This window comes from Fundidesulfovibrio putealis DSM 16056 (assembly GCF_000429325.1).
Taxonomy (GTDB): domain Bacteria; phylum Desulfobacterota; class Desulfovibrionia; order Desulfovibrionales; family Desulfovibrionaceae; genus Fundidesulfovibrio; species Fundidesulfovibrio putealis.
The window spans coordinates 238,343-260,136 of record NZ_AUBQ01000006.1 but is presented as its reverse complement, the minus strand read 5'-3'; the positions used below and the strand labels follow the sequence as shown (position 1 = coordinate 260,136).

General features: G+C 61.1%; 17 protein-coding genes. 10 read left to right on the top strand and 7 right to left on the bottom strand.

From position 1 onward, the window contains the following. Window positions 1-327 precede the first annotated feature (327 nt). From G453_RS0108535 to G453_RS0108510, 6 genes are all read left to right on the top strand, one after another. Window positions 328-987 carry a nitrite/sulfite reductase domain-containing protein gene (locus G453_RS0108535; protein WP_027190722.1) on the top strand — a complete coding sequence of 220 codons (660 nt, stop codon included), beginning with the start codon at window positions 328-330 and terminating at the stop codon, window positions 985-987. Between the two features lie 165 nt (window positions 988-1,152). Continuing rightward, the gene (locus G453_RS0108530; RefSeq protein WP_027190721.1) at window positions 1,153-2,178 is read left to right on the top strand and encodes a glycosyltransferase; all 1,026 of its coding nucleotides are present in this window, start codon (window positions 1,153-1,155) and stop codon (window positions 2,176-2,178) included. A gap of 523 nt (window positions 2,179-2,701) precedes the next feature. Next, window positions 2,702-4,066 carry a chromosomal replication initiator protein DnaA gene (locus tag G453_RS0108525; RefSeq protein ID WP_027190720.1) on the top strand — a complete coding sequence of 455 codons (1,365 nt, stop codon included), beginning with the start codon at window positions 2,702-2,704 and terminating at the stop codon, window positions 4,064-4,066. Window positions 4,067-4,403: 337 nt separating this feature from the next. Further along, on the top strand, window positions 4,404-6,191 hold the full coding sequence (locus G453_RS0108520) for a motility associated factor glycosyltransferase family protein (RefSeq protein WP_235731723.1): 1,788 nt from the start codon (window positions 4,404-4,406) through the stop codon (window positions 6,189-6,191). Window positions 6,192-6,364: 173 nt separating this feature from the next. Next, window positions 6,365-7,351, top strand: a complete 987-nt coding sequence (locus tag G453_RS0108515; protein ID WP_027190718.1) for a hypothetical protein — start codon at window positions 6,365-6,367, stop codon at window positions 7,349-7,351. Continuing rightward, entirely contained in the window at window positions 7,348-8,454 is a 1,107-nt protein-coding gene (locus tag G453_RS0108510; protein WP_027190717.1) for a hypothetical protein, read from the top strand. Before G453_RS0108515 ends, G453_RS0108510 begins: the two co-directional genes overlap by 4 nt. A 30-nt stretch (window positions 8,455-8,484) precedes the next feature. Here G453_RS0108510 and G453_RS0108505 read toward each other — a convergent pair whose 3' ends face one another. Next, a complete protein-coding gene (locus tag G453_RS0108505; RefSeq protein WP_027190716.1) occupies window positions 8,485-9,207 on the bottom strand; it encodes a Smr/MutS family protein in 723 nt (240 codons plus the stop codon). 191 nt (window positions 9,208-9,398) lie between these two features. Here G453_RS0108505 and G453_RS0108500 point away from each other — a divergent pair, with 191 nt between their 5' ends. From G453_RS0108500 to G453_RS23090, 4 genes are all read left to right on the top strand, one after another. Beyond that, window positions 9,399-10,379 (top strand): DnaJ C-terminal domain-containing protein, encoded by a 981-nt coding sequence (locus G453_RS0108500; protein WP_027190715.1) that lies wholly within the window; start codon window positions 9,399-9,401, stop codon window positions 10,377-10,379. 99 nt (window positions 10,380-10,478) lie between these two features. Next, window positions 10,479-10,796, top strand: a complete 318-nt coding sequence (locus tag G453_RS0108495; RefSeq protein WP_027190714.1) for a chaperone modulator CbpM — start codon at window positions 10,479-10,481, stop codon at window positions 10,794-10,796. A 34-nt stretch (window positions 10,797-10,830) separates the two neighbouring features. Continuing rightward, window positions 10,831-13,434 carry an ATP-dependent chaperone ClpB gene (gene clpB / locus G453_RS0108490; protein ID WP_027190713.1) on the top strand — a complete coding sequence of 868 codons (2,604 nt, stop codon included), beginning with the start codon at window positions 10,831-10,833 and terminating at the stop codon, window positions 13,432-13,434. 412 nt (window positions 13,435-13,846) lie between these two features. Then, window positions 13,847-14,449 (top strand): GGDEF domain-containing protein, encoded by a 603-nt coding sequence (locus G453_RS23090; protein WP_169725305.1) that lies wholly within the window; start codon window positions 13,847-13,849, stop codon window positions 14,447-14,449. Between the two features lie 112 nt (window positions 14,450-14,561). Here G453_RS23090 and G453_RS23085 read toward each other — a convergent pair whose 3' ends face one another. From G453_RS23085 to G453_RS0108445, 6 genes are all read right to left on the bottom strand, one after another. Further along, on the bottom strand, window positions 14,562-15,551 hold the full coding sequence (locus tag G453_RS23085) for a cation diffusion facilitator family transporter (RefSeq protein WP_084502187.1): 990 nt from the start codon (window positions 15,549-15,551) through the stop codon (window positions 14,562-14,564). Between the two features lie 384 nt (window positions 15,552-15,935). Then, window positions 15,936-16,595, bottom strand: a complete 660-nt coding sequence (locus tag G453_RS23080; protein ID WP_051272041.1) for an HD-GYP domain-containing protein — start codon at window positions 16,593-16,595, stop codon at window positions 15,936-15,938. Window positions 16,596-16,757: 162 nt separating this feature from the next. Next, window positions 16,758-17,705 carry a carcinine hydrolase/isopenicillin-N N-acyltransferase family protein gene (locus G453_RS0108465; protein WP_043645038.1) on the bottom strand — a complete coding sequence of 316 codons (948 nt, stop codon included), beginning with the start codon at window positions 17,703-17,705 and terminating at the stop codon, window positions 16,758-16,760. 185 nt (window positions 17,706-17,890) lie between these two features. Beyond that, window positions 17,891-18,676 (bottom strand): LytR/AlgR family response regulator transcription factor, encoded by a 786-nt coding sequence (locus tag G453_RS0108460; RefSeq protein ID WP_027190710.1) that lies wholly within the window; start codon window positions 18,674-18,676, stop codon window positions 17,891-17,893. Continuing rightward, window positions 18,673-20,826 (bottom strand): ABC transporter substrate binding protein, encoded by a 2,154-nt coding sequence (locus G453_RS28585; protein WP_051272039.1) that lies wholly within the window; start codon window positions 20,824-20,826, stop codon window positions 18,673-18,675. Before G453_RS28585 ends, G453_RS0108460 begins: the two co-directional genes overlap by 4 nt. Window positions 20,827-20,944: 118 nt before the next feature. Next, window positions 20,945-21,694, bottom strand: a complete 750-nt coding sequence (locus G453_RS0108445; protein ID WP_027190709.1) for a tetratricopeptide repeat protein — start codon at window positions 21,692-21,694, stop codon at window positions 20,945-20,947. Between the last annotated feature and the right edge of the window lie 100 nt (window positions 21,695-21,794).

Here is a 21,794-nt window from a genome sequence, read left to right as displayed (position 1 = left end):
ACAATGTTACGAGGACCGTAACGGCAATACTTAAGATCAGCCAGGCAGGCGCTCCACCAGAACCCAAAGACATTATAGCAGCAGCGACTGCCAAAACAGCAGCAATGCCCAACAGGACAAGTACACTTGACTTAATTGACATACACGCTCCCAGATTCTGCTTCCAAAATATGTTACTACAAAGGAGGACACCCCCGCAAGACGAAGGTTTTACAATTTCGTGTTCTTCCGCCGCAAAAAATACTCGTCTGTGACTTGCATTCCTCGCCATGGGCGGCTAAAGACCCGGCTTATTCGGAATAAATCTGAAAATCCAGGAGATATCTCATGTCCACTTCCGAGGCGCCCCGCGGCGCCATCCTTCAGCGCGACGGCCAGACCTGGGCCATCGTCCCCCGCACCCCCGTCGGACTCATCACCCCCGAAGTTCTGGACGCCCTGAACAACGTGGTGAAGAAATATTCCATCCCCATCGTCAAGATCACCTCTGGCCAGCGCATCGCCCTGGTGGGCATGAAGGCCGAACAGGTGGAGGACATCTGGAAGGACCTGGGCACCCTGGTGGGCCAGGCCATCGAGCTGTGTGTGCACTTCGTGCAGGCCTGCCCCGGCACCAGCGTGTGCAAGTTCGGCGTGCAGGATTCCCTGGGCCTGGGCCTGGAGCTCGAAAAGCTCTATGTGGGCATGGAGCTTCCCGCCAAGGTGAAGATGGGCGTTTCCGGCTGCCCCTTCTGCTGCGCCAGCTCCCTGGTGCGCGACGTGGGCGTCATCGGCAAGAAATCCGGCTTCACCGTGTCCTTCGGCGGCCATCCCGGCGGCAAGCCCCGCGTTGCGGACGTGGTGGCCGAGGACCTGGACAAGGACCAGGTGGTCGCCCTGGTCAAAAAGCTCCTGGAATTCTACCGCGACAACGCCAAGAAGAAGGAGCGCTGCGCCCGCTTCGCAGAGCGCCTGGGCATCGACGCCATCAAGGCTGCCGTGCTGTAACACCATGACGACCGGCCGCCCCTCCCGGGGCGGCCGGTTTCGCTTTCACCTTGACGGCGACGGGTATTCGCGGTTTCCTGCCGATCCTATTGCGCCGAGGAAGGCCGGGACAACAGCCCCAGCCGCCCCCCCCGGAGCACCAGGAATACTCATGGAGTCCGGCCCGTGACGCAACCGGTCGTTTCGGTTCTCCTTCCGGTCCGCAATGCGGCGGACCACCTCTCCACTGCGCTGGAAAGCCTGCGCGCCCAAACGCTCCTCGATCATGAAATCCTGGCCGTGGACGACGGCTCCGACGATGACGGCCGCACCGTCGCGCTGCTGCGGGAGCATGCCGCCCTGGACGCCAGGATCATCCTGCTGGAACCGGGCAGGCTAGGCATCGCGCACGCCCTGAACCTGGCCGCGTCGCGAGCGCGCGGACGCTATCTGGCGCGCATGGACGCCGACGACTCCTGCCATCCCGACCGCCTGCTGCTCCAGGCCCGTCATCTGGACGCCAATCCCGAAACCGACGTGGTGGGCTGCGGTGTGCATTTCGGCGGCGACAGGGACGCATGCGCGGGCTATGCCCGCCACGTGGACTGGCTGAACAGCCTGCGCACGCATGAAGACATGGCCCTGGGCGCATTCCGCGACGCCCCGCTGGCGCATCCGTCGGTGATGTTCCGTGCGGATTCCTTCGTCCGTTTTGGCGGCTACCGCCAGGGGCCTTTCCCGGAAGATTACGAACTCTGGCTGCGCTGGCTCCAGGCCGGGGCAAGACTGGGCCGCGTGGCGGACGCCCTGCTCACCTGGAACGATCCGCCGGACAGGCTGTCGCGCACCGACCCCCGCTACTGCCTGGAAGCCTTCCACGAGCTCAAAGCGGGCTATCTCGCCGCCTGGCTCGCGCGCAACAATCCGCACCATCCACATGTGACGATAGTCGGCGGTGGGCGCGTCACCCGACGAAGGGCCGAGGCACTCTGTAGGCACGGCGTACGCATCTGCGCCTACCTGGACATCGATCCGAGAAAAATCGGCAATGTTTTCCAGGGGCGTCCCGTCATACATCACAACGAGGTTTCACCCCCGCAAGATGTGTTCGTTGTGTCTTATGTAGCCACACCGGGGGCTGCGGAGCATGTGGCGGGTTTCCTGGAAAACAGGGGATTCAGGCCGGGGCGCAACTATGTCCAGGCAGGATGAGGTCTTGTGCGATTTCGCCTCAAAAAACGCCCATATTCGTGCGAAATAGGGATTTTTCAAGACATGCTCCCGGTTGCGTGACGGACACGATTTCAAGCATCAGTTTCAGTATTTTTGACATATTAAAGAATTCAAAACACTTACCAAAAGACAGGATCCGTCGGGTCACGCAGGTAAAAATGACAACTACCTTGTCAACCCCAAAAGTAGAGAAAAATTGCTAGCAAAACCTGACAATAGCCAAAGAAAAAGAAATGAATCGTGAAGAATGGGGAATAAACAAAAACAGACCCTGTTAATAACTTTCCAAGATGCTGTGCATAACATTCGGCTTGCCCCAGTGAAATCCCTGAGCACATGCCGCTTCCCGGCCTCCTGGCCTTCGCTGACACGGCCCCGTCGTTTTCGCATCTCTCACGCAATAACAAGAACTTACGTTTGGGAAAACCAGTGACGGGCTCCGTTCGGCTCCCGCCACTCAGCCGGGTTGAGAAAAATGCCACGCCGGCGCATCACACCCAACATGACGAACACGACCTGGAAACACATCCAACAAATCCTCGAACGCAGCCTGAATCCCGGTCTGTATCAAGTCTGGATCAAGCCTTTGACCGCCACTCTCGAGGATGGCGGCCTCACCCTGCACGCTCCCAACGAGTTCGTCGCCGCCTGGGTGCGCGACAGGCTTGCAGGCCAGATCCTCGAAGCGGCCAAGCAGGTCATGGGACACAGCCCCAACCTGATCGTGACCGCCGGAACACCAGCCAGAACGCCGCTCATCGCCATGCCCGGCCAGACCGGCCAGAGGGGCCAGGCGGGCGTCCTCAGCGCGCCCCAGAAGTCCAGGCGCCGCAAGACCACGGACCAGGCAGCCCCTGCGCCGTTCCGTTTTTCCTTCGACCAGTTCGTGGTCGGGCCCTCCAACGCCCTGGCCTACGAGGCGTCCCTGGGGCTGTGCCGCGAGACCCTGCCCGCCGGACAGCTCTTCATCAGCGCCGGGCCGGGCCTGGGCAAGACGCACCTGAGCCAGGCCGTGGGCAACCACTTCCTGTCCGAGTCGGACTCCGCCCCCCCTAAAGTTGCTTACCTCACGGCGGAAGAGTTTTCCTCCCGCCTGATCCTCTCCATCAAGACCCGCGAGATGGAGCGCTTCAAGGCCCAGTTCCGCGAAAACGTGGACGTGCTCATCCTGGAGGACATCCACTTCTTCCAGGGCAAGCTGAAGCTTCAGGACGAACTGCTGAACACCCTCTCCGCGCTCCAGTCCAGGGGCTGCCGCGTGGTGTTCACCAGCTCCTTCCTGCCCAAGGAGCTCACCGGCCTGGACAACCAGCTGGCCTCCAGGCTGTGCGCCGGGTTCATGGCCACCATCGAGCACCCCGACCTGAAAACCCGCCTGAACATCCTGGAGAGCAAGGCCCGCAGCCATCAGGTGCTCCTGCCCGGCAACGTGGCGGGGCTTTTGGCCGACCGCATCAGGACCGACATCCGCCAGCTGGAATCCTGCCTGCAGAACCTGGCCCTCAAGGCCCGCATCCTGGGGCAGGCCATCTCCATGGAAATGGCCTGGGACGTCCTCCAGAACTACGACCTGGAGCAGCCCTCCCTTGGCCTGGACCAGATCGTGGACTACGTCTGTTCGGTCTACGACATCAAGGCCGAGCACCTGACCTCCAAAAGCCGCAAGCGCCAGTACGTCATCGCCCGCAACACGGCCTTCTTCCTGGCCCGCCAGCACACCGAGCTTTCGCTGCACGACATCGGCGACCGCTTCAACCGCCGCCACTCCACCGTGGTCAAGGGCATCACCGCCGTGGAGCGTCAGCTGAGCCTTCAGACCCCGCTGGGACGCCAGATCGAATCAGCCATAGACCGGCTGGCTCATTAAGCCTTTCCGCCCGGCTGCCGGACATGACCGGGACAATGCCGCAGCACGTGGGATTCCCCGCATCATCATGAGTAGTGACCAAGTCGAGTGATTACGTCCGTCAAGGGCGGCCGTGCCGTGAAGGTCCGGCCGCCCTTTCTGCGCCTGCCGCCACCACTTTGACGCCAGGCCCGATGTGCGCCGGATTTGCGCCGGATACGCGCCGTATCTTTGTCGCTCCGGTCGGACCTTGCGGACACAACGCGAGCTCAGGCCTCATTATATTTCGTATTATCAGTAACCTCCGACCCGTCGTCCGTGCAGGCGCATCTGGCAGGATATTTGCTAGCCATGCGCCATGATCAACCTGCACCAATACCTCACCGCCAACCTGGAATCCCTGGCAGCCCGCAAGGAGCCGGTGGCGACCTGGCTGGCTCACGCGGCCAAGGATATCGAGGGCGCGCTCTCGCGAGTTTTCGTCAACCACATGGGCCTTCTGGACTGGCGCATGGAAGACGGCGGCGGGGTTTTCGAGAAGTGCCCGCCCTTGCCGGTACTCTACGACGAATGGCGCGTTCTGAAGCAGCCGGAGCGCGACGCCACGGTCATCGTCGGCGCGAACCTGGGGTATGGGTTGAACCACGTGCTCACCGGCACGCCCAACACCCACAAGGTGCTGGTGATCGAGCCGCGCCCCGACATGCTCCTGGCCTGCCTGGGCCAGACCGACTACCGCCCCTTCATCGAGGCGGGCAAGCTGCGGTTCATCGTTCCCAGCCACGACCAGGTGGAAGCCGCCATACAGCGCCTGGACCTCAATCTGGTGTACGGCAACATCCATCTGCGAAACGACCTTGCCTCGCAGCAGATCGGGCCGGAATACGCCCAGTTGAGCCACCTCACCCGTGGCAAACTGGAAAACTTCTCCGTTGAGCTGGCCACGCTTCGCCTGAAGCAGGAGGTCATGGTCGGAAACGAGCTCAAAAACTACGCGGACGCCATGGACAACGGGAGCCTCCTGCCCATGAAAGGCATGGCCCAGGGCGTCACGGCGGTGATCCTGGGCGCGGGTCCGTCCCTTGCGGACATGGGCCCGCTTTTGGCAAAACGTCCAGGCCACGCCCTCTACGCCTCGGCGCTCCAGACCCTGCCCGCGCTTGAGCGCGTGGGCCTCAAGCCAGACTTCTGCCTGGCCATCGACTTTCGCGCAAATATGATGCGCCTCTACGACAACATTCAGGACATGTCCTGGCTCAGTGACCTGCCGCTCATCTACTCCACCAAGCTCAATCCGGAGGTCGTGCAGCGCTATCCCGGCCCCAAGATCCCCCTGTGGACCATGGGCGGCATCGGCACCTACGTGTTCCAGGAGCACGAGTTGGTGCTGGACGCGGGCGGCAACGTGGGCGTCACACTGGCGCGGTTTCTCTCATGGGCGGGCGTGAGCCGCATCCTCCTGGCCGGGCAGGACTTCTCCTGGCCAGCGGAGCGCACGCACGCGCCGGGCCACCACGCGCACCAGAATGTGCAGAGCTTCGACCCCAACCGCGACGTGCAGATGACCAACCTGTGGGGCAAGACCATCTACTCCAACGTGGGCTACCTCTCGGCCAAGCGCGACCTGGAGAAGGACCTGCGCAAGGCTGAGGTGCCCGTCTACAACATTTACGGCGGCGGAGTGGAGATCGAAGGCAGCCGCGTGGTGGACGTGGAGGAGTGCCATCAGCAGGGGCTTCTGGCCTCGCAGCCCGGGGCGCGCGAACGCTTCCTGGATGCGCTTCGCCGCGCCAACCGCCAACGGGTGCGCCCGGTCTATCAGCCCCGGCACGCCACATGGAACATGTCGCTTCGAAACGCCACCAAGCGCTTCGAGAAGCTCCTGAAGAAGCCGGGCAAGCACCAGGGTGAGATCAGGCAGCTCCTGAACAACGTGCTGCACTTCCTCAAGCAGGACCCGCTCTATCTGCCCTACCTGTACAACGAGGTCATGGACATGGCGGCCATGGTGAACCTGAAGGCCAAATACGGCCCCACCGACATGAAGGAGTATCGCGATATCCTGAAGCGGTCCCTGGCCAAGGTGAAGCAGGTGGATCTGGCCCTGGGGCCGGAAGGGATTGAGAGGCGGGAAGCGGCGGCCTGAAAGGACGAGGAGAATTGATATGACTCAAAGGACGCTCCGGCGACGGAGCGTCCTTTTCTATTCGAGGGCACAGTCAGCCCTTGCACAACGCGATATATAATCGTAAAACTATAAAAGCCTGTTGACAAAAATATCGCACGCGGTGCATCAACCTCGAAAAGGAGATGCGACTCATGTTCGATATATCCGAAATTGAAAAAAACGTACGAACCATCACTGAACAGAAAACCCCGGACGAAAAGTATATTACTGATATTATTATCGGCCATTGCTCTGACGAGGAAAGCGTTCCTCTACGAATCAGAGACGAGATCTACAAGTATCACAAATCTTTATGGGAGCAAGACATCAGGCTCGCGACAAACAAGATTGATGCATTGATCAGCGATTATCTCAGCGAGAAGGAACAGATCGATTCCATGATCAAGAACATTGCTTCGATCCTGAAGCAACTTCCAAAAAAAATTCAAGATCCAGAATCTGATGGTAAGCCTTGGACCAAGAAATCGAAGCTATCTGCCTCGCTAATAGTACTATTACTCATCATTATCGTGGGATTAAGCTTCATAAACTTTCCATCAATACTCATAGCAAACTCTATTTTCGCCCAACAAAACAAAATTGTCACATATCTTTTCTGCATAGTAATGTCAATCTCAGTGACAGGGTATAAGTTTGCCGAATTATATCTGGATGAATTAAAAAAATACAGCAGATTGACAACAACAATTGCAGCAATCGTAGCACTTATATCCATACTAACAGCCATTACAGCGCTGCTACTCTCATCATTCGGCCAGCCGGAAAACCTTCCAATACTAGGTGCATCCGCAGCCCCCGTCATAGGCAAGGGAACGCTGAAAATATTCACATCTGCATCAATTATTCTCTCAGAAATGAGCACGGCAATGCTGTTCGCGAAATCCTTGGCCCAAATCATCAAGGAACACGGTAAACCTGAGATGGAAAATCCAGAATACATCGACAACCGTCAAGCTCTCGACATGCTTTTCAAACGTGTCAGCGCATACGAAAAAGCGGTTAAGCTCAAATCGACCATCAACGAAGTGGCCTCCATAGGCCTTGAAAACTATGTCCAACGTGCAGACGCAGAACTCAGCAAGGCTTTCATCTCACTCAAAGCAGGAGTAAAATCATGATGGCAACTCGAGTATTCCCAATCCTACTTGCCCTCATAATTGCGTTGCAAGGCTCTGCTTCGGCTGGAACAGAATACATCTTCATATACAACGAAAAGGCGACATCCCGAGACGGAGAAGATCCGTCAATGAAGTACATCCTGGATTTTTTAAATTCCAAACCAGTGATTGGCGACATCATCACGGTATTTGGAGCATCGCAAAAATCCCCTTCGGGCAGGATCGTATTCCCAGACACCCTCACGGACCTCAACGACTCCATTCGCAACCAGGTCATTTCAGCAGAATGGAACAAAATCATACGCGACGCGAGAGAGCAGCAGAGTGCCAAGCAAGTCAGCTTGTACTCGCTCACGATGACTCTTTCGGATTATATCCAGACTAGCGACAGCAAGAACATCATTGTCACAATGCTGAATATGTCCAACCCCTTGCTCGCTACCAAAGCATCGGACTTCTCCAATCCCAACTCCCTCCACCACCTGCCTAACACCCTCAGGGCGAAATTATGTGGCATAATGGTGAACACCATTGACCTGGACAACATTGACAAGCACGACCACCTGACTGCCAAAAGCAAATTATGGGATGATTATGCCCAATTCACAGGATCGACTATCGGGCAGACGTCTTCTAGCCGTCAGTCTTTCTCGAAGATAGGCAACCTTGCGATCAGCGACAGAGAGAACAATTGCAGGAGGAAAATAGAACCGGACAACACGCCCCCCTCCATGGTTTCGGTAGAAAAGCTGACAGGATATGTCATGGTCGAACTATCCTGGGACAATCGGGGCTGCGACCTGGACCTGAAAATCACCAGGGGCAACGAGTCACTGTTTTATGGAAATCCATCAACGTCGTTCGGAGAATTCTACAAACAACCAATGTCCGGGAAGGAAATCATGAGGATTTCCAGTGAAGCGCTCAAAGGGGATTTTGAAATAGTTCACGCCAATGGTCCGCCTCCGTCCAATGCAAAACTCACTATAAAACGTCAGGACGGGACCGTCGTTCAGGAACGCAACATAAACAACTTCACGAAATTCAGCTCGTACTCCAAACCAGTGAGCGTCATATTGCTTGATCTATACAAAAACACCTGACGGATCACACAACCACGAACTTGTGGGGGGCTAATCATCCCCCCACAAGTTCTCCCACTTGATCTTGCCTTCGGTCTTTTTGCGCTGCCGGAGCAGCACGTAGATGGCCCCGGCCCCGCCGTGTCTCGGCTGGGCCGTGGAGAACCCCAGCACCACGCGTTTGAGTGGATCGCGCGTCAGCCAGGATTTCAGCTCCTGCTTGAGCACCGGCATGCCCCCCGGCGAATTGATGCCGCGCCCAGGTATCAGCAGGATGCAGCGCTTGCCCTGATAGTAGGCGTCGCGCATGAAGAACAAGAGCGACTCGTAGGCCTGCTCCGCGTTCAGGCCGTGCAGGTCCAGGTGGGCCTCCGGGCTCAGTTGTCCGGCTTTCAGCTGGCGGAAAATCTTCTGGTCGATGCCTATGACGAAGCCCTGGACGAACTCATCCGTGAATTCCAGCTCGAACTCCACCTTGCCCGACACCAGGTCGCGCAGCATGGACCGGGCCTGCTCGTCGGGGTCCACCTTGGCCACCGGCTGCGCGGGCTTGGCCACCTCGGCGATCTGACGCCCGGCCTGGGCCTTGCCCATGCGGTCCACGCCCGACATGGCCAGCCTGAAGAGGTCCTCCTCGTCGGGTTGCGCCACCGGCGCGTCTTTGGGAGCGGCAGGCTTGGGAGGGACGACGGGCTTGGGCTTCTCTTTCTTCTTGAGCTTCAAGCCCTTGAGCTGATCGAACGGATTGTTGAACGAGTCCTTGGTCTTGGTCATGCCCCGGTGCTAGCCTGCCTCGGCGCGGATTGCAACGCGCCATCCCACTCTGGATTCCCCCCTTTGACTCGTGTATAGCCTGGAGGTGAAATCCGCCGTGCCTTTTTGTTTCAGGTACTTGACGGAATCGCCTTGCTCCTTATTATGTAAACTTGCCACGGCATGAACGCTCCCTGCCAAAGGATAACCACGTGGAATACAAAGATTACTACAAACTCCTGGGGGTCTCCCGTTCCGCCTCGCAGGACGAGATATCCAAGGCTTTCAAAAAGCTGGCCCGCACCTGCCACCCGGACCTGAACCCTGGGGACTGCACCGCCGAGGGCAAATTCAAGGACATCAACGAGGCCTACGAAGTGCTGCGCGACCCTGAAAAGCGCAAGATGTACGACACCCTGGGGCCTAACTGGCAGCACGGACAGAACTTCCAGCCGCCTCCGGGCCGCGAGAACTTCCGCAACTTCGGCGGCGGTGGCGCAGACTTCTCGGACTTCTTCCAGACGATCTTCGGCGCGTCGGGCGGCATGGGCGGTTTTGGCGGCCAGAGCTTCGGCGGTGGGGGCTTCGGAGGACAGAGCTTCGGCGGAGGCGGCTATCAGCGCCGTCCCCAGCGCGGACAGGACGTGGAAGCCTCCCTGGAACTCACCCTGGAGGAAGCCTACCTGGGCGGCTCCAAGTCCGTCACCTTGCAGGAGGAGGCCATAAGCCCCGACGGACACCCCTACCTGAAGCCCAAGACGCTCTCGGTGAACATCCCGGCTGGCGTGCGCGACGGCGCGAAGATCCGCCTGGCCGGCCAGGGCTATCCGGGGGCTGGCGGCGGCCCAACCGGCGACCTGTACCTCAAGGTGATGATCCGCCCGCACTCGCGCTTCAAGCTCGAGGACGTAAACGTGGTGGTGGACCTGCCCGTGGCCCCCTGGGAGGCGGTGCTTGGCGCGACGCTTCGGGTGCCGACCCTGGACGGAGAAATCGACCTGACCATCCCGGCCGGGATAGGCTCGGGGCGCAAGCTGCGCATCCGGGGCAAGGGCCTGAACGGCAAGGCCGGACGCGGCGACCAGTTGGTGCGCGTCATGATCCAGGTGCCCAAAGACATCACCGACAAGGAGCGCGCCCAGTGGGAGAAGCTGGCCAAGAACTCCACCTTCGACCCGCGCGCGCATCATTAGGCAATTGAACGGCACGCGCGCGGTTTCAGCGAATGGCAAAGGGTCGAGAAGCCGTACAGGATCACATTCCGTAACGCCGCACGAGCATTCGGAGGCCTCATGGTTGAGATATCCGTCTTCACAAGCTCGGAACTTCCCGTGAAGTCCCAACTGATCGCCTGGACCCAGTTCATGGAACTGACCGGTCTGCACCCCTCCTTCGTGGGGGAGTTGATCGAACTCGGCTGGCTCGCGCCGCAACAGACCCACGGCAGCGAGTACCTGTTCAGGCACCGCGACGTGTACCGGGTCAAGAAGCTGTCGCGCCTCTGCCACGACCTGGATATTTCGGCAGTGGGAGCATCCATCATCGTGGACCTCGTGGAGCGCGTGGAGTTTCTGGAAAAGCGCGTGCGCGAGCTGGAACGCCTCGTCTGATTGTACAAATCACTCCTCAAGGAGAATCGAACATATGGACCTCAACAAGTTTACGCAGAAATCCCAAGAAGCCATTGGACAGGCCCAGGCCGTGGCCGTGCGACTTGGGCATCAGCAGATAGACGCCGGACACCTCATGTTGGCCCTGGTGCAGCAGGAGCAGGGTCTGGTCCCGCGCCTTCTGGAGCGTGCGGGCTATGATGTGCGCGCCTACCAGCGCGCTCTGGACGACGAACTGGGCAAGCTGCCCAAGGTCTCCGGACCCGGCGTGCAGCCGGGACAGGTGTCCGTCACCCCCAGGGTGAACGAGGTGCTGGTGGCGGCCAGCGATCTGGCCAAATCCATGAAGGACGAATACGTCTCCGTGGAACACCTGTTCCTGACCCTGGCCGACGAGCCCGCCTCCTCGGCCCTGGGCAAGGTGAACAAGCAGTTCGGGCTGACCCGCGAGAAGATACTTGGCGTGCTCACCGACGTGCGCGGCTCCCAGCGTGTCACCTCCGCCAACCCGGAGGAGACCTACGAGGCCCTCAAGAAGTACGGGCGCGACCTGGTGGAGGAAGCCAAGAAGGGCAAGCTGGACCCGGTGATCGGACGCGACGAGGAGATCCGCCGCTGCATCCGCATCCTTTCGCGGCGCACCAAGAACAACCCGGTGATGATCGGCGAGGCGGGCGTTGGCAAGACGGCCATCGTGGAGGGACTGGCCCAGCGCATCGTCAACAAGGACGTGCCCGAGGGGCTGAAGGAAAAGACCCTCTTCGCCCTGGACATGGGCGCGCTGATCGCCGGAGCCAAGTACCGGGGCGAGTTCGAGGAACGCCTCAAGGCGGTGCTCAAGGAGGTGCAGTCCAGCGAAGGCCGCATCATCCTGTTCATCGACGAGCTGCACACTATTGTGGGCGCGGGCAAGGCCGAAGGCGCAATGGACGCGGGCAACCTGCTCAAACCCATGCTGGCGCGCGGCGAGCTGCACTGCATCGGCGCAACCACCATCGACGAGTACCGCAAGTACATCGAGAAGGACCCCGCCCTGGAGCGCCGCTTCCAGCCCGTGCTGGTGGACGAGCCCACGCTCGAGGACACCGTGTCCATCCTGCGCGGCCTGCGCGAACGCTTCGAGGTGCACCACGGCGTGCGCATCGCGGACGCCTCCCTGGTGGAGGCCGCCGTGCTCTCCCAGCGCTACCTGCCGGACCGCCAGCTGCCCGACAAGGCCATCGACCTCATAGACGAGGCCGCAGCCATGATCCGCACCGAGATCGACTCGCTGCCCTCGGAGCTGGACACCATCAACCGGCGCATCATGCAGCTGGAGATTGAACAGGCGGCGCTGACCCGCGAGACGGACAAGGCCTCCAAGGAACGCCTGGACAAGCTTCGTGAAGAGCTTGCCGGACTCAAGGAGGAGCAGACCGTTCTGCTCACCCAGTGGGACCGCGAGAAGCAGTCCATCGAGGAGCTGCGCCATATCAAGGGCGAGATCGAGCGCACCAAGGTGGAGATGGAAAAGGCCGAGCGCGAATACGACATGAACAAGGCCGCCGAACTGAAATACGGCACCCTGACAAGGCTGGAGAACGAGCTGCATCAGCGCGAGGCAGCCATCGAGGAGGCCTCCGGCGGACAGCGCCTGCTGCGCGAGGAGGTCGGCCCGGACGACATCGCCCAGGTGATCGCCCGCTGGACCGGCATCCCGGTCACCAGATTGCTGGAGACGGAGCGCGAAAAGCTCTTGCGCCTGCCGGATGAACTGCACCAGCGCGTGGTGGGCCAGGACGAGGCCGTCACCGCCGTGGCGGACGCCGTGCTGCGGGCGCGCGCCGGGCTCAAGGACCCCAAGCGCCCCATCGGCTCGTTCATCTTCCTCGGCCCCACTGGCGTGGGCAAGACCGAGCTGTGCAAGACCCTGGCCGAGGCCCTGTTCGACACGGAAGAAAACATCGTGCGCCTGGACATGAGCGAATACATGGAGAAGCACACGGTCTCGCGCCTGATCGGCGCGCCTCCGGGCTACGTGGGCTACGACGAAGGCGGCCAGCTCACCGAGGCCGTGCGCCGCAAGCCCTACTCCGTGGTGCTCTTCGACGAGATCGAGAAGGCCCACCACGACGTGTTCAACGTGCTGCTCCAGATCCTGGACGACGGACGCCTGACCGACAGCCACGGCAAGACGGTGGACTTCAAGAACACCATCATCATCATGACCTCCAACCTGGGCTCGCAGTTCATGCTGGACGGCATCCAGGACGACGGGGCCTTCAAGCCCGGCACCACGGACCGGGTGATGGAGACGCTGCGCGGACACTTCCGGCCCGAGTTCCTGAACCGGGTGGACGAGGTGGTGCTGTTCAAGCCGCTCATCAAGAGCCAGATCGGGGCCATCATCGAGCTTATGCTCACGGGGCTTCGCGCGCGCCTGGTGGAGCGCAAGATCACGCTCACGCTCTCGGACGCGGCCAAGCTGTTCATCGCGGACGCGGCCTACGACCCGGTGTACGGCGCGCGCCCGCTGCGCCGCTACATCCAGGCCCACATCGAGACGCCGCTGGCCCGCAAGCTCATCGGCGGAGAGGTGTTGGACGGACAGACCGTGACTGTCGAGGCGGGAGACGAAGGACTGTACTTTACAGGCTAGCGCGGCTCAATACGCACTGGGCGCAACGGAACGCCCTGCGCCGAATGCACGTGGCCGGTTTCAATTCGCAAGTACGATCACGCGCACTGGCCAGATGATGTCAAACTATCGGGCCTCGGCCGGTTTGCCGGGCGAGGCCCGCTAATTCAAGGCAATTCAGACCTTTGCGGTAGAGTTCTTTATAAGAAATCCTATCACCTCGAAAGTACTTGCCTTTTCACACGGAACGACTAGAAGCTGCGCATCCCCTTTAGGAACGGTGGCCAAGATGTTATCATGCTTGCCGTTTTTGAGCCCTCCCAAGCAGAGACACAAACGCGCCCGGACATTGCAGGGCGTTTTCCTGGCGCTGTTCGCGCCTTCGGGGTGGATTGCGATCAACGCGCTCCAGGGGACCCCACCGTTGGAACTCGTGCACCAATCACCGGGGCTGCTGGCCTACATGCTGCTCGGCACCATGGCCGCCTTCGCTGCTTTCGGCTGGATGTTGGGGCGCGAGGAGGAGCGGCTCTCCAAACTGGCCCTGCTGGACGAATTGACCGGCCTGGCCAACAACCGTCTCTTCGGGCAGCGCCTGGAGGAGTGCATCACTTCCAGCCGTCGGTCCGGGAAACCCCTGAGCCTGGTGCTTGTGGACATGGACCGTTTCAAGTCCATCAACGACAATTTCGGGCATCAGGTGGGCGACATGGCCCTGAAAGCGGCTGCCGGGGTGCTGCGCTCCTCGATCCGCGCGTCGGACGTGGCCGCGCGGGTAGGCGGGGAAGAGTTCGCCCTGATCCTGCCGGATACGGGGACGCGGGAAGCGGCCAAGGTGGCCGGACGGGTGCTGGACGGCCTGCGCGGCAGCAGCATCCCGCTGGTGGACGGCACTCACGTCAACCTGTCTGCGTCCATCGGGCTGTCCGGCGGGGTGCTGGCCGAGGGCGAGTCGTCCTTCGCGTTGTTCGCCGAGGCCGACAAGGCCTTGTACAAGGCCAAGGAAGCCGGACGCGACCGCCTGATGACTGCCTGAACGCCGCGTTTTTTCCGCCCAGGCGACCTGAGTTCGACCCAAAAGAACCACTTCTTATTGACACTATTTCATATGAGGCTTTTGCAAATTCCTCATATTTTGAAATTTTCAGTCACGCGCTCGGTTTGTGATGCAGGTCCGCCCGCAGGGCGTCTTCGCTCCAGGGGACCGCTTTCCCGTTGTGGTTGGGCTCAGGGCATTTTTCGAAGGCGCAGCCGTCGCACAGGTCGTCAAAGCAGATATCCGTCTTTATCAGCACCTCTGCGACGCCGCCGAAGTGCTTCCTGAACAGTTCCTCCAGATCGTTGACGATGGCCTGGGACCGCTCGAAGGAGATATCCTTGGGCAACACCAGGTGGAAATCGATGTTCACGAAGCGCCCGGCCTGCCAGGCGCGCAGCTTGTGTATCGAGATCCATTCAGGCCGCCTGTTCTCATTGAGCAGGCGCGTTATCTCCGTGGTCAGGGCGCTGTCCGCCTCGTTCATCAGGCCCTTCACGGCCTGGCGTACCAAACCGTAGCCGGTCCACACGATGTTGAGGGCAACCACGCAGGCGATGGCCCCGTCCATCCAGAACCAGTCGGAAATCCATACCACGACAAGTCCCAGCAGCACGCCGCCCGTGGTGTAGACGTCGGCCAGCACATGCTTGCCGTCAGCCACCAGGGTGATGGAGTTCGTCTTCCGGCCTTGGCGGACGAGATACATCCCCAGCGCGAAATTCAACCCTGACGCCAGCACGGACACCGCGAGGCCGAAGTCCAGCTTCTGCAAGACATCCGGGTTCATGATCTTCGGGAACGCGGCGTAGACGATGCCTGCCGCCGCCATGATGATCAGCGCGCCCTCCAGCAACGCCGAGAAATACTCCACCTTGCCGTGACCGTAGGGATGGTCCGCATCCGGCGGGGTTTTCGCCACATGGATGCTCCACATGGCGAAAGCACTGGCCACCACGTTGATGATGGATTCGAGCGCATCGGATAGAAGGGCCGAAGAATTGGTGATGAAGTATGCGGCGAACTTGAGGAACAGAATGAGGATTCCGAGACCGAACGATACCCGGATCGCCTTTTGCTGGATTCGATCGATTTCAAGCATGGCTAGTCCTTATGTGCATCGCCTCGGATGGATGCGGCTCCTTCGCAAGAGAGCTTTACCTGAGAAAGCCGTCTCATTGCCGCAAATTTATGGTCCCTCAAGACAGTATACTCTGTCCTGCGAAAAATGCAAAAAGGTCCATCACGACACCTCGCGAAGGACCTTGTTCACACTTGGCCGCAAGCCGCAGCAGGGAACTCGTGCGCGTCTCTGAAAACCAGGAACATGTCTTTCAAGGACAAAACACATGGTTCTCTTGGCTTAGGCTCAATACCCGTATGCCCCCACTTGAGGGCGCACTCTGAACGCTCCCCGCCGCAGAGGATCAGGACGCCCTCGGCGTGGATCAACTGCGAGGACACCACACAGAACGCGTCCTGCCGGTCAGGCCGCTCCCAAGTCCGTCAGCAAACCGGCGACACTCCACGCCTCGCCGTTGCTCCATCGCTTGGCGTGAGGCGCGACCACTTCCGAAATTTCCCTGGCGTGCAGCAGAATGTCGCGGCAAAGGTGCGGATCGTACCGGTTGCCGGAGCAGCGCTCGACCTCTTCAAACACTTCATCCAGGGTCATGGCCGGATGGTACACCCGGTTCTCCAGCATGGCGGCCATGCTGTCGGCTATGGCCAGGATGCGCCCGCCAAGCGGTATTTCCAGACCCGAAAGGCCGCCCGGATAACCGCTGCCGTCGAAGCGCTCGTGATGCGTCTGCACCAGCTCCGCCACACCGTTTTTCGACCCGAACAGCTCGATAGGGCGCAGGATCTGCGCACCGATGAGCGGATGTTCGCGGATGAGCGCCCATTCCTGCGCATTGAGCGCGCCAGGTTTGCGCAGCACCTCGTCCGGAATGCCGATTTTTCCGATATCGTGCAGGTGCCCGGCGATGTGCACCACGTCCGCCTGTTTGTGCGACAGCCCGTGCGCCAGGGCCAGCACGGTGGCCAACTCCGCTGTAAGTGTGGAATGCTCGAAGAGGCGCTTGTCCTTGGCGTCCACTGCCCTGCCCAAGGTTTCCGCCAGTTGGTGAACCGTGGCGGCCATCTGCCCGCACCGGAACGTGCCGAGGCAGTCTGAAAGAGTACAACTCGCTAGCATTTTTCCTGCTCCCATGTCCTGGGGAGCAGAGATATCGACAATGATTTTCAAAATCAATATAAATTAATTTCAAGCAAGATTTTCCTATGTATTTTCCAAGGATACACATCAAGGGCGGACAGGTGTGGTTCCGTCGCGCAGCAGCACCCGCACGCGCCCCGGTTCCGGGGCTTTGCGCCAGAAGGTTGCATCGAGGGTGAAGGTCTTCTCTTCCACTCCCTGGCCGTCATTGGTCAGGCGGGCGAAGACCACCGGCGCGCCCACCGGGGGAAGCCAGGCCGCCAGCGTGCCCAGAGTACGCGGCTTGCCGGGCGCGGAGCCCGTGCGGAAAACCGACTGGTCCGGCCCTCCGTCGCGGTCCAGGGACAGCGCCGTGAATGCCCCCAGCCCCAGCCTGCCGGGCGACTGGTCCAGAAGGCCGCGCATGCGGTCCAGCCGAACCATGCTGCCCGTGGCGGCCTTGGTCTCCCATATGTCCGGGAAATCGCGCGAAAGGGGATGGTTGGTGTGGACGCCCGACTCTCCCGACGCGACGGGGAGGATACGGTAGTCCCCGCCCGAGGCCTCGATCATGACCGCGCCGGTGGAGTCGGCCACCAGGGCGAAGACCGGGTACAACATGCGCAGCGCCTCCGGGTTGTCCAGGAGCTCCCGCAGGCTCCGAAACCGGGTCAGGATGGCGCGTGTGGGGTTTTGCAGTTTCCCCGCCCTGCTCCTGCTTATGCGCTCCTGCTTGGGGATGGTGCCCACGGTGGCGGTCACCACGGCCAGGCCGTGTTCGTTGACCCCGCCCACCATGTTGCGTTTGCCTTCGGCGCTGGTGGCCACCATGGCGAACGCACGGTAGCCGTTCTCCGGGGCTATCACCTCGAAGTGATTGGGCATGTCTGTGGTAAAGTCGCGGTTCTTGGCTATGAGCGTGCCGCCCCCCTGCACACGCTCCCCGCTGAGGGACCACAGGGTGCAGGCCAAGGCCGAAAAATCGGACGCAAGCAGAGACACGGCCAGGAGCAAAAGGGACGTTCGCGCCAGGAGAGAGCGCCGGAAGCAGTACATCTTGTGTGGCTCCACGGGTTTGGGGTCAGCCCTGATTTTTCGGGACAAAGCTGTCTCTTTCGAGACAACCCGGCACGAACGCAACTCCTGTGGCATCTGCAAAGCCGCTGCACGCTTATCGTGCAGACAAAGGATCAAGCTATTGCTCCCCCTGAAAAACACGCATGTGCTTCAGCAAGGGGATGCTACAAATCGAAGTGCGCCTTGAGATCCTTGGCGTTGTAGCGGCTCACCACGATCTCGGAGCGCTCGCGGTCGCTCATGATGAGCTTGTAACTGCCGCCGGTCCAGGGAAGTATCTCCGCCACGTGGTTCAGGTTCACAAGGTGGCTGCGGTGTGCGCGGAAAAACCCGTGCGGCGTCAGGCGCGCTTCCAGCTCCGCGATGGTGGCCCTGGCGGTGTAGCGACCGTGGACCGCGTGCACGGTGATGCGCCCCTCCTCGCTGGTGACGAAGAAGATGTGCTTGGGGTGCGTGGGTACGATGCGTTCGCCGTCGAACAGGGGGATGCGCTTCTCCTGCGGCGCCGCCTCCGAGCCCGGAGCAACGGCCCCTGGCACGCCGGACTCGCGGGCCTGTTCTGGAGCCGCGCCCGGCTCATCCAGGCGCAGATAGCGCCGGGCCTTGTCGATGGTCTTGCGCAGCCGCTCCAGCGTGAAGGGTTTGAGGATGTAGTCCAGGGCGTCGAGCTCGAAGGCCTGGACCGCGTGCTCCTCGTAGGCGGTAACGAACACCAGCAGGGGTTTTCTGGGCAGGTCCCCGAAAAGGTAGGCCAGCTTCAGCCCGGAGAGTCCAGGCATCTGGATGTCCAGGAACACCAGGTCCGGCAGGAGCGCCCGCACCTCCGGCATGGCGGCGGCCGCGCTCGTGGCTTCGCCGACCACGGCAACGTTCTCGATGCGCCCCAGCAGATGCTTGAGTTCGCGCCGGACCGGCCCCTCGTCGTCGATGATGAAAACGCACAGGCTCATGGCTTGGGAATGGTGAAAGATATGGTGACGCCCTGGCCAGGGGCGCTCTGGATGCGCAGCCCGTGCTGCACGCCGTGGATGGCCACCAGTCGCGCGTTGACGTTTCTCAGCGCGAGGCCGGTGCCCAGCGGCACGGGCGCGCCCTGGGAGTCCGCCAGCAGCGCGGCGGCCTCGGCCTGTTCCATGCCCACGCCGTCGTCCTTGACCATTATGCGCACAGCGCCCTTCTCGGCATAGGCCCCGATGACGATCTCTCCCCCCTCCTCCTTGGGCATGATGCCATGGCGCAGGGCGTTCTCCACCAGGGGCTGGAGAATCAGCGGCGGCACCGGGCACTCCAGGGCGGCGGGGTCGATGTCATAGGTGACGCGCAGGCGCTCCTCGAAGCGGGCGCGCTCGATGGAGAGGTAGTCCTCGCAGTGTTCCAGTTCCTTGGAGAGCGACACGCTGGACCCGCCGGGCTTGATGTTCTTTCGGAAGAAATCCCCAAGCTTCACCAGGAGGTCGGAGGCGGTCTCCGGGTCGGTGCGGATGTAGTGCATGATGGAAGTGATGGCGTTGAACAGGAAGTGCGGATTGATCTGGGCCTGGAGCATCTTGATCTCGGCCTCGGTGCGCAGCTTCTTCTGGCGCTCGGACTCCAGAAGCGCCTGTTCCGCCTGCTTCTTGCTGGTGACGTCGCGCACGATGGAGATGATGCACTTCTCGCCGCCGATCTCCACCATCTCGCCGGAGCGCTCGACCGTGATCACCTCGCCGGACTTCAGGCGGTACTGCAGCTCCTGGTTCTGGGTGCGCCCGTGGCGCAGGAATTTCTCGTCCAGTTCGTAGCGTTCGCCGGGGTTGGCGTAGATGCCGATATCCAGGGAGGTCTTGCCCAGCACGTCCTTGCGGGTGAAGCCGGTTATCTCCACAAAGGCGTCGTTGACGTCCATGTACGCGCCGTCGCTCAGGCGCAGGATGGCGATCCAGTCCGGGCTGTGGCGGAAGATGCGCTCGAACTTTTCCTCGGATTCGCGCAGGAAGGCCTCGGTCTTCTTGCGCCCCTGGATGTTCACCCACAGGGCCGCCACCATGCCCAGAAGCACCATGAACGTTACGACGACGGCCAGCACCTTGCCCTGGTGCTCTTCATAAAAGGACGCGGGCCGGTTCACCACGCGGCTGCCCTCCGGGAGCAGGCTGGCGGCGACGCCGAAGCGGCGCAGCTGGGTGTGGTCGAACATGTAGCGGTTGGGGCTCTCCTTGACCACGGGGATGTCCCCGGCCTTTTCCCCGTTGAGGATGCGCAGGGCCATCTCGGCGGCCACGCGTCCCTGGTCGAACCCGCTGACCAGCAGTCCGCCCACGATGCCCTTGCCCAGGTAGAAGTCCCACACGCCGTAAATGGGCGCTTTGGACTGCGCGGCGATGAGCGCCAGGGACTCGTTGTAATCGAAAGTGCGGCCTGACTTGTCCCTGTTGAAGGTCATGAGCAGCACGACGTCGCCGGGAGCGAGCGAACGCACGCGGGCCAGCAGTTCGTCCATGTCCAGGTCGTCCAGGGACACCACGGACACTCTCTTCTCGAATTCCGGCAACACCTCGGCCAGTATCTTGCGGTTGGCGAGGCCGGTGCTGGAGCGGTCGTTGATCACCACGATCCGGTACGCGCCAGGATGCAGGGCTAGGGCGGTGCGCAGGGTGTTGCGAACGTCGTAGGCTTCCACAACACCGGTGAAGAAGCCGCGCTTGCCCGACAGCATGGCGTCGTCGAAGAAGTTCACGCCGCTAAACACCACCGGCGCAGCGGGAAACAGGCGCTCGCGCCGGGACAGCATGAACTGGAAGGCGTCGTCATCGGAGGCGATGACCACGTCGATGGGAATGCGGGAATACTTGCGGGCCAGAAATTCCACCAGCCGGGGTTCATCGTCCGCCGAGGGCACGCGCTTGGTGTCCATGTACTCGGTGAACACCTCCACCTGGGGCAGATCCCTCAGCACCGAGGCCACGCCCGCGTCTTCCTCGTCGGTCCAGGCCAGCCCCTTGTGGTAGGAGTGCAGCACCAGCACGCGTTTCTTGTCTTGGGCGCAGGCAGCCTGGACCCACAACAGGCAGGCGAGCACGGCCACAAGAAGCGAAAGCAGCGGGGAGTGTCGAAACGTCATGGCGGGCCTTGGCCGAACAGGGTGAATTGGCGGCGATGCCTGGGGCAGCCGTGGGCAATCCCTACCACGAACAGGGCCGCAAGGGAATGGCGGGAAGCGGCCGGGCCGTCCCACACCCTCAGGACGAGCCTGCCCCCTTGCGGGAGAGGAAGCGCGCGAAGCGGTCAGCCTCGCCGAACTCCGGATTCAGGCGCAAGGCGTTTTGCAGGGCCTCTCCGCACTCGCGGAAATCGCCCTTGTCGTAGAGGACCCTGGCCATGTTGAAATAGAGGTTTTCGTCGCCCGTCTCGATGGCCAGGGCCTTGTTGAAGAATTCGATGGACTCGTCGAGAAGGCCGTCCTTGCGCAGGGCCACGCCGAAAAGATTGAAGCGGACGCAATGCTCGCGCCTGGCCTCCACGCCACGGCAGGTGAGAGCCTCGAGCAGGCCTGTTATGTTCTCCATCATGGCCTGATGGGCCTGCTCATATCCGGGATGCGAGTAATCAGGCTGCACAAGCGGTTCGCACAGCAAGGCCTTGAGCGCGTCGAGTTCATGCGGGTCCAGCATGCTGAGAGAGGCGTCCTCGCCGGACTCCAGCAGTTTCGCGGCAAGCGACTTGACCACCGGGACGGCGTGTTCGTCGTAATAGAGCGGCTCCGGCGTGTACGCCTTGATGAACTGCTTCATGCCGACTTTCTTGATGATCCCCGAAGGCAACCCCTCGACGGTCAGGGGCTGCACCTCCACCAGATTCTCGCTCATCTGCCGGACGTACCAATAGGTCACGTTCCTGTGCTCCACCATGGTGACGCCGGACCCGAGTTCAGCCAGTTGCCGCAGGGAATAGACGCCCAGCACCGTGGGCGAAGAGGTTTCAGATGGCATAAGTCTCCATCCCGCATACTCCCGGAAACATTCGGGGTCGTCTCGGACGTTCAATTTGCGCGGCGCGGGCCGAATCTTCGTCGTGACTCTTCATGATGCT

What these genes read in the sequence shown, in the direction of transcription:
- G453_RS0108535 (WP_027190722.1), top strand. Translation starts at nt 328, where the DNA reads ATGTCCACTTCCGAGGCGCCCCGCGGCGCCATCCTTCAGCGCGACGGC.
- G453_RS0108525 (WP_027190720.1), top strand. Translation starts at nt 2,702, where the DNA reads ATGACGAACACGACCTGGAAACACATCCAACAAATCCTCGAACGCAGC.
- G453_RS0108520 (WP_235731723.1), top strand. Translation starts at nt 4,404, where the DNA reads ATGATCAACCTGCACCAATACCTCACCGCCAACCTGGAATCCCTGGCA.
- G453_RS0108515 (WP_027190718.1), top strand. Translation starts at nt 6,365, where the DNA reads ATGTTCGATATATCCGAAATTGAAAAAAACGTACGAACCATCACTGAA.
- G453_RS0108510 (WP_027190717.1), top strand. Translation starts at nt 7,348, where the DNA reads ATGATGGCAACTCGAGTATTCCCAATCCTACTTGCCCTCATAATTGCG.
- G453_RS0108505 (WP_027190716.1), bottom strand. Translation starts at nt 9,207, where the DNA reads ATGACCAAGACCAAGGACTCGTTCAACAATCCGTTCGATCAGCTCAAG.
- G453_RS0108495 (WP_027190714.1), top strand. Translation starts at nt 10,479, where the DNA reads ATGGTTGAGATATCCGTCTTCACAAGCTCGGAACTTCCCGTGAAGTCC.
- clpB (WP_027190713.1), top strand. Translation starts at nt 10,831, where the DNA reads ATGGACCTCAACAAGTTTACGCAGAAATCCCAAGAAGCCATTGGACAG.
- G453_RS23085 (WP_084502187.1), bottom strand. Translation starts at nt 15,551, where the DNA reads ATGCTTGAAATCGATCGAATCCAGCAAAAGGCGATCCGGGTATCGTTC.
- G453_RS23080 (WP_051272041.1), bottom strand. Translation starts at nt 16,595, where the DNA reads ATGGCCGCCACGGTTCACCAACTGGCGGAAACCTTGGGCAGGGCAGTG.
- G453_RS0108465 (WP_043645038.1), bottom strand. Translation starts at nt 17,705, where the DNA reads ATGTACTGCTTCCGGCGCTCTCTCCTGGCGCGAACGTCCCTTTTGCTC.
- G453_RS0108460 (WP_027190710.1), bottom strand. Translation starts at nt 18,676, where the DNA reads ATGAGCCTGTGCGTTTTCATCATCGACGACGAGGGGCCGGTCCGGCGC.
- G453_RS28585 (WP_051272039.1), bottom strand. Translation starts at nt 20,826, where the DNA reads ATGACGTTTCGACACTCCCCGCTGCTTTCGCTTCTTGTGGCCGTGCTC.
- G453_RS0108445 (WP_027190709.1), bottom strand. Translation starts at nt 21,694, where the DNA reads ATGCCATCTGAAACCTCTTCGCCCACGGTGCTGGGCGTCTATTCCCTG.